Raw genomic sequence first — 4,772 nt, 5'->3', positions numbered from 1 at the left:
TGGCCTTCCAAACACCACAAGCGCTTACTCTCCGGATACGGTAAACTAGCTGTGTTTTTGCATCAGGATAGCGCCAATGAATCACTCCCTTAAGCCCTGGAATACCTTCGGTATTGATCGTAATGCTCACCGGATTGTTTGCGTCGAAAATACGCCGCAACTGCTGGAAGCCTGGCAAACCGCCGTACAAAACCAGCAACCCGTATTGATCCTGGGTGAAGGTAGCAATGTGCTATTTCTACAAGACTTTGCCGGGACGGTCATTATCAACCGTATTCGGGGCATAGAGGTCCACGAAGAGGACGATGCGTGGCTGCTTCATGTCGGTGCCGGGGAGAACTGGCATCACCTCGTGCAATTTACCCTCAGCAACGGGATGCCTGGCCTGGAGAATTTAGCGCTGATCCCTGGCTGTGCAGGTTCATCCCCAATCCAGAATATTGGCGCATATGGTGTTGAGCTACAGCGTGTCTGCAACTATGTTGATTGCATCAACCTCAGCAGCGGCGAGTCACAGCGTTTGAGTGCGCAAGCGTGCCGTTTTGGTTACCGTGACAGTATCTTTAAACACGAGTATCAGGATGGCTATGCTATCACTGCAGTGGGACTGCGTTTACCAAAAAACTGGCAACCTGTGCTGACTTACGGCGATTTAACACGTTTTGATCCGGCGACTGTAACGGCACAACAGGTTTTCGATGCGGTGTGTCATATGCGCATGAGTAAACTACCCGATCCGAAAGTGCACGGTAATGCTGGCAGTTTCTTTAAAAACCCTGTGGTGACGGCAGAGCAAGCCAATAGCTTATTAGAGGCGTTCCCGAATGCTCCCCATTATCCTCAGGCTGATGGTTCCGTAAAACTGGCCGCAGGCTGGCTTATTGACCAATGCCAGTTGAAGGGGACTGCCGTGAAAGGGGCCGCGATCCATCATTTGCAGGCGTTGGTGCTGATCAATACGGGTCTGGCAACCAGTGAGGATGTTATCCAGCTTGCGCACCTGGTGCGCCAGCGTGTGGGAAACAAATTCAACGTCTGGCTGGAACCTGAGGTCCGTTTTATTGGTTGTGCCGGTGAGGTGAATGCGGTGGAGGCGATTGCGTGAAGGACAATACGATCCCATTAACATTGATTTCTATTTTGGCGGATGGTGAATTCCATTCGGGTGAACAACTTGGCGAACGTTTGGGCATGAGCCGCGCAGCGATTAATAAACATATTCAGACGCTGCGTGACTGGGGAATTGATGTTTTCACTGTCCCTGGTAAAGGCTATAGCCTCCCGGAGCCTATCCAGCTATTAGATGAAACCATGATCAGCAGCCAGATTAAGCAGGGTAAGGTTGCTGTTCTGCCAGTAATTGATTCAACAAACCAGTATTTGCTGGATCGCCTCAGTGAACTCGATTCCGGTGATGCTTGTGTGGCGGAGTACCAACAGGCCGGGCGAGGGCGTCGTGGTCGAAAATGGGTCTCTCCCTTCGGTGCAAATCTCTATATCTCGATGTACTGGCGTTTAGAACAGGGACCGGCCGCTGCTATCGGTTTAAGCCTGGTGATCGGGATTGTGATGGCTGAAGTCTTACACGATCTGGGTGCTGATCAGGTACGGGTTAAATGGCCTAACGATCTCTATCTTCAGGATCGCAAACTTGCGGGTATTCTCGTCGAACTGACAGGGAAAACCGGCGATGCAGCACAAATTGTCATCGGTGCCGGGGTCAACCTGGTGATGCGTAAAGTACAAGCTGAAGACATCAGCCAGGGCTGGATTAATCTGCAGGAAGCCGGTGTGCGCATTGATCGTAACAAGCTTGCTGCACGTTTAATTACAGAGCTGCGTGATGCACTGCAGATGTTTGAGCAAGAAGGGCTGGCTCCTTTTCTTCCTCGCTGGGAGAAACTGGATAATTTTATCCACCGACCGGTGAAATTGATTATCGGTGAGAAAGAGATCTACGGTATTTCGCGCGGAATTGATGTCCAGGGTGCCCTGTTACTTGAACAAGATGGCGTAATTAAACCCTGGATGGGAGGCGAAATATCGTTGCGCAGTGCGGAATAATAGTCAAAAGGGAGCGTTGATGCTCCCCTTACTGTTTATTTTCGCAGACGCACTTGTTCAACAGCATGATTCGCGCTCTTGGTCATAATCAGGCTGGCGCGCTCGCGTGTAGGCAGAATGTTTTCTTTAAGATTTAAACCGTTAATCTCTTTCCACAGCGACATTGCAACTTCTATTGCTTCAGCCTCAGACAACTTCGCATAGTTATGGAAATAAGAATCAGGGTTAGTAAAAGCGCCTTCACGGAACTTCAGGAAACGATTGATATACCAGGTCTGTAATAGATCCTCTGGTGCATCAACATAAATAGAAAAATCTACGAAGTCTGAAACAAATACATGGTGCGGATCATGAGGATAATCCATACCACTTTGTAAAACATTCAACCCTTCAAGAATAAGAATATCAGGATGCGTGACCGTTTTGTCACCATCCGGGATCACATCATAAATCAGGTGCGAATAAACGGGGGCCGTAACGTCGGTAACCCCGGATTTAATATCGGAAACGAACTGCACCAGGCGATGCATATCATAGGATTGCGGGAAGCCTTTTTTCTTCATCAACCCGCGATCTTTCAACACCTGGTTGGGGTGCAGAAAGCCGTCAGTGGTAATTAACTCTACCCGACGATGCTCGGGCCAACGGCTGAGTAACGCCTGTAATACACGGGCGGTGGTGCTTTTCCCAACCGCAACGCTACCTGCGATGCTGATGATATAGGGAATGCGCTGACCGTTTGTGCCCAGAAATTGTTCCAGCACGGCTTGTCGACGCAGGTTTGAACTGATGTAGAAATTGAGTAAACGGGAAAGTGGAAGATAAATTTCGGCAACTTCTTCCAGAGAAAGGTCTTCATTAATGCCTTTTAACCTTGCGATTTCGCCCTCAGTCAATGTCATTGGTACGGAATCACGAAGTGCAGCCCACTGGCTGCGATTAAACTGTAAGTAAGGCGTCATTAACGTTTGCTCTTTTTTACTCATAAGCTTTTATCTGCCCACATTACCACTGGCACGTATGCTTCCGGCGCGCTGCGAGAGAGCGTCTCTTAAGGTAACGCGATGGCTCGACGTTATTGAAATAAGTTGGATCAATGGGCAGGAGGTTAACACCAGATGACAGGGAATAATATGAAAAATCGCGTCTGCGTGATGCTTTACGCGGAAAGCATCACGCTATTCACATTAGCTGGCAATAGATCGAACTGTCTGATTTACCGCAAATAAGCGTTTAAAATAAATCGCAGCAGGGTGGTAGTACCCGTCGGCGGAACAGAGATAATCCGGCATTTCCCCGAGACAGCGATATCCCTGCGAGCGGTAAAACGCTTCTGCCCCTGAGCCTGCACGCACTTCCAGTGATAAAACCCCACGTTGACGAGCGCAGGCGCTTTTCTCAAGTTCAGCAAGCAGCTTTTTGCCAACGCCTTTACGTCGGGCGCGCCGGTGAACCAGTAGCAATTTAATGGTGCCGCGATTAAGCGCTTCAGGCTGCGTGTTTAGCGCCAGACTGATACACCCCACCACGCCTTGCTCATCCCTGGCTATCCAGATTAAGCGCTCGCCTTTTTGAAGCTCGTCACGCAGGCGATAGAAGTTACTCTCTGCTTCCTGGTGGCTGGTCGCACGCTGATATCCCACAGAGGCTCCACCTTGCAGCGTATCCAGCAGCAAGTCAGCAAGTTCCGGACAATAGACCGGCAAGGTGGCTGCGTTTAACAGAACAATTTTCATCATTGTGCCTCCGTTATGGGTGATATCCCGGAGATGCAATAAGTGATCCAATTCACATTTTCACCTCTGGCTTTGTCTGAACGACTGAAATGCGCCACTTATCTGCACCACAACAACGCAATTGCACCGCAGTAAGGCCTGAAAGGATGACGATGAAAGGGGTAAGAAAAGCGGGAATACTGACTAACAGGGGGCGAAAAACGGTGGGTTTTTCTACTGGGTTGCATGAATTTACAGCATTTTGTCGAGTGGTCGTGCAAAATGTGAGCGATAGAACGGTTTGTGCAATTTTTTTGTTGCATCAATCCCTCTGTCTCCCTAGAATGCGCGCTACTTGATGCCGACTTAGCTCAGTAGGTAGAGCAACTGACTTGTAATCAGTAGGTCACCAGTTCGATTCCGGTAGTCGGCACCATCAAGTCCGGTGGGGTTCCCGAGCGGCCAAAGGGAGCAGACTGTAAATCTGCCGTCACAGACTTCGAAGGTTCGAATCCTTCCCCCACCACCATTTTCGGTTACGCTAAAACGTAACCTGAGTTGGTGTCAGTAAGCGAATCAACTCAAAGGGAGAGTTTCTTCTCCCGATAATACAGAAAGCACTGGGTAGCCGAGTTTCAGGATGCGGGCATCGTATAATGGCTATTACCTCAGCCTTCCAAGCTGATGATGCGGGTTCGATTCCCGCTGCCCGCTCCAGACGTGCTGATATGGCTCAGTTGGTAGAGCGCACCCTTGGTAAGGGTGAGGTCCCCAGTTCGACTCTGGGTATCAGCACCACTTCACTTCTCCTCCCTGGTTTCTCTTCTGTTATTTAGCATTCAACAAGTCGGGCATGTTGCCTGGTTGATGTGGTGATATCACCGATTTATCCGTGTCTTAGAGGGACAATCGATGTCTAAAGAAAAGTTTGAACGTACAAAACCGCACGTTAACGTCGGTACTATCGGCCACGTTGACCATGGTAAAACAACG

At 49.5% G+C, this 4,772-nt stretch carries 5 protein-coding genes and 4 tRNA genes; 7 read left to right on the top strand and 2 right to left on the bottom strand.

The genetic code is table 11. The annotated features are described in order from the left end of the window. Positions 1–76: 76 nt before the first annotated feature. Complete coding sequence (gene murB, locus ACQ3G7_RS24635; protein ID WP_430892995.1) at positions 77–1,105, top strand: UDP-N-acetylmuramate dehydrogenase; 1,029 nt, start codon at positions 77–79, stop codon at positions 1,103–1,105. Next, a complete protein-coding gene (birA, locus tag ACQ3G7_RS24630) occupies positions 1,102–2,064 on the top strand; it encodes a bifunctional biotin--[acetyl-CoA-carboxylase] ligase/biotin operon repressor BirA (RefSeq protein ID WP_430892993.1) in 963 nt (320 codons plus the stop codon). The genes murB and birA overlap by 4 nt, the downstream gene beginning before the upstream one ends. 35 nt (positions 2,065–2,099) lie before the next feature. On the opposite strand, the gene coaA is transcribed toward birA, so the two are convergent. Further along, positions 2,100–3,050 carry a type I pantothenate kinase gene (coaA, locus tag ACQ3G7_RS24625; protein ID WP_263098501.1) on the bottom strand — a complete coding sequence of 317 codons (951 nt, stop codon included), beginning with the start codon at positions 3,048–3,050 and terminating at the stop codon, positions 2,100–2,102. A 201-nt stretch (positions 3,051–3,251) separates the two neighbouring features. After that, positions 3,252–3,800, bottom strand: coding sequence for a GNAT family N-acetyltransferase (locus ACQ3G7_RS24620; protein ID WP_430892997.1), 549 nt, complete (start codon positions 3,798–3,800; stop codon positions 3,252–3,254). Positions 3,801–4,139: 339 nt separating this feature from the next. Here ACQ3G7_RS24620 and ACQ3G7_RS24615 point away from each other — a divergent pair. From ACQ3G7_RS24615 to ACQ3G7_RS24595, 5 genes are all read left to right on the top strand, one after another. Then, positions 4,140–4,215: transfer RNA gene (locus ACQ3G7_RS24615), tRNA-Thr, on the top strand. Positions 4,216–4,223: 8 nt separating this feature from the next. Continuing rightward, positions 4,224–4,308: transfer RNA gene (locus ACQ3G7_RS24610), tRNA-Tyr, on the top strand. Between the two features lie 113 nt (positions 4,309–4,421). Next, positions 4,422–4,496 (top strand) — tRNA-Gly (locus tag ACQ3G7_RS24605). Between the two features lie 5 nt (positions 4,497–4,501). Beyond that, positions 4,502–4,577: transfer RNA gene (locus tag ACQ3G7_RS24600), tRNA-Thr, on the top strand. A gap of 114 nt (positions 4,578–4,691) precedes the next feature. Then, a partial coding sequence (locus ACQ3G7_RS24595) for an elongation factor Tu (protein ID WP_003842260.1) occupies positions 4,692–4,772 on the top strand: 81 nt, incomplete at its 3' end.

This window comes from Kosakonia sp. N21 (assembly GCF_050587465.1).
Lineage (GTDB): Bacteria > Pseudomonadota > Gammaproteobacteria > Enterobacterales > Enterobacteriaceae.
The sequence above is the reverse complement of the archived record's forward strand: the minus strand, read 5'-3'. Positions and strand labels throughout refer to the sequence as shown.

What these genes read in the sequence shown, in the direction of transcription:
- ACQ3G7_RS24620 (WP_430892997.1), bottom strand. Translation starts at nt 3,800, where the DNA reads ATGAAAATTGTTCTGTTAAACGCAGCCACCTTGCCGGTCTATTGTCCG.
- murB (WP_430892995.1), top strand. Translation starts at nt 77, where the DNA reads ATGAATCACTCCCTTAAGCCCTGGAATACCTTCGGTATTGATCGTAAT.
- coaA (WP_263098501.1), bottom strand. Translation starts at nt 3,050, where the DNA reads ATGAGTAAAAAAGAGCAAACGTTAATGACGCCTTACTTACAGTTTAAT.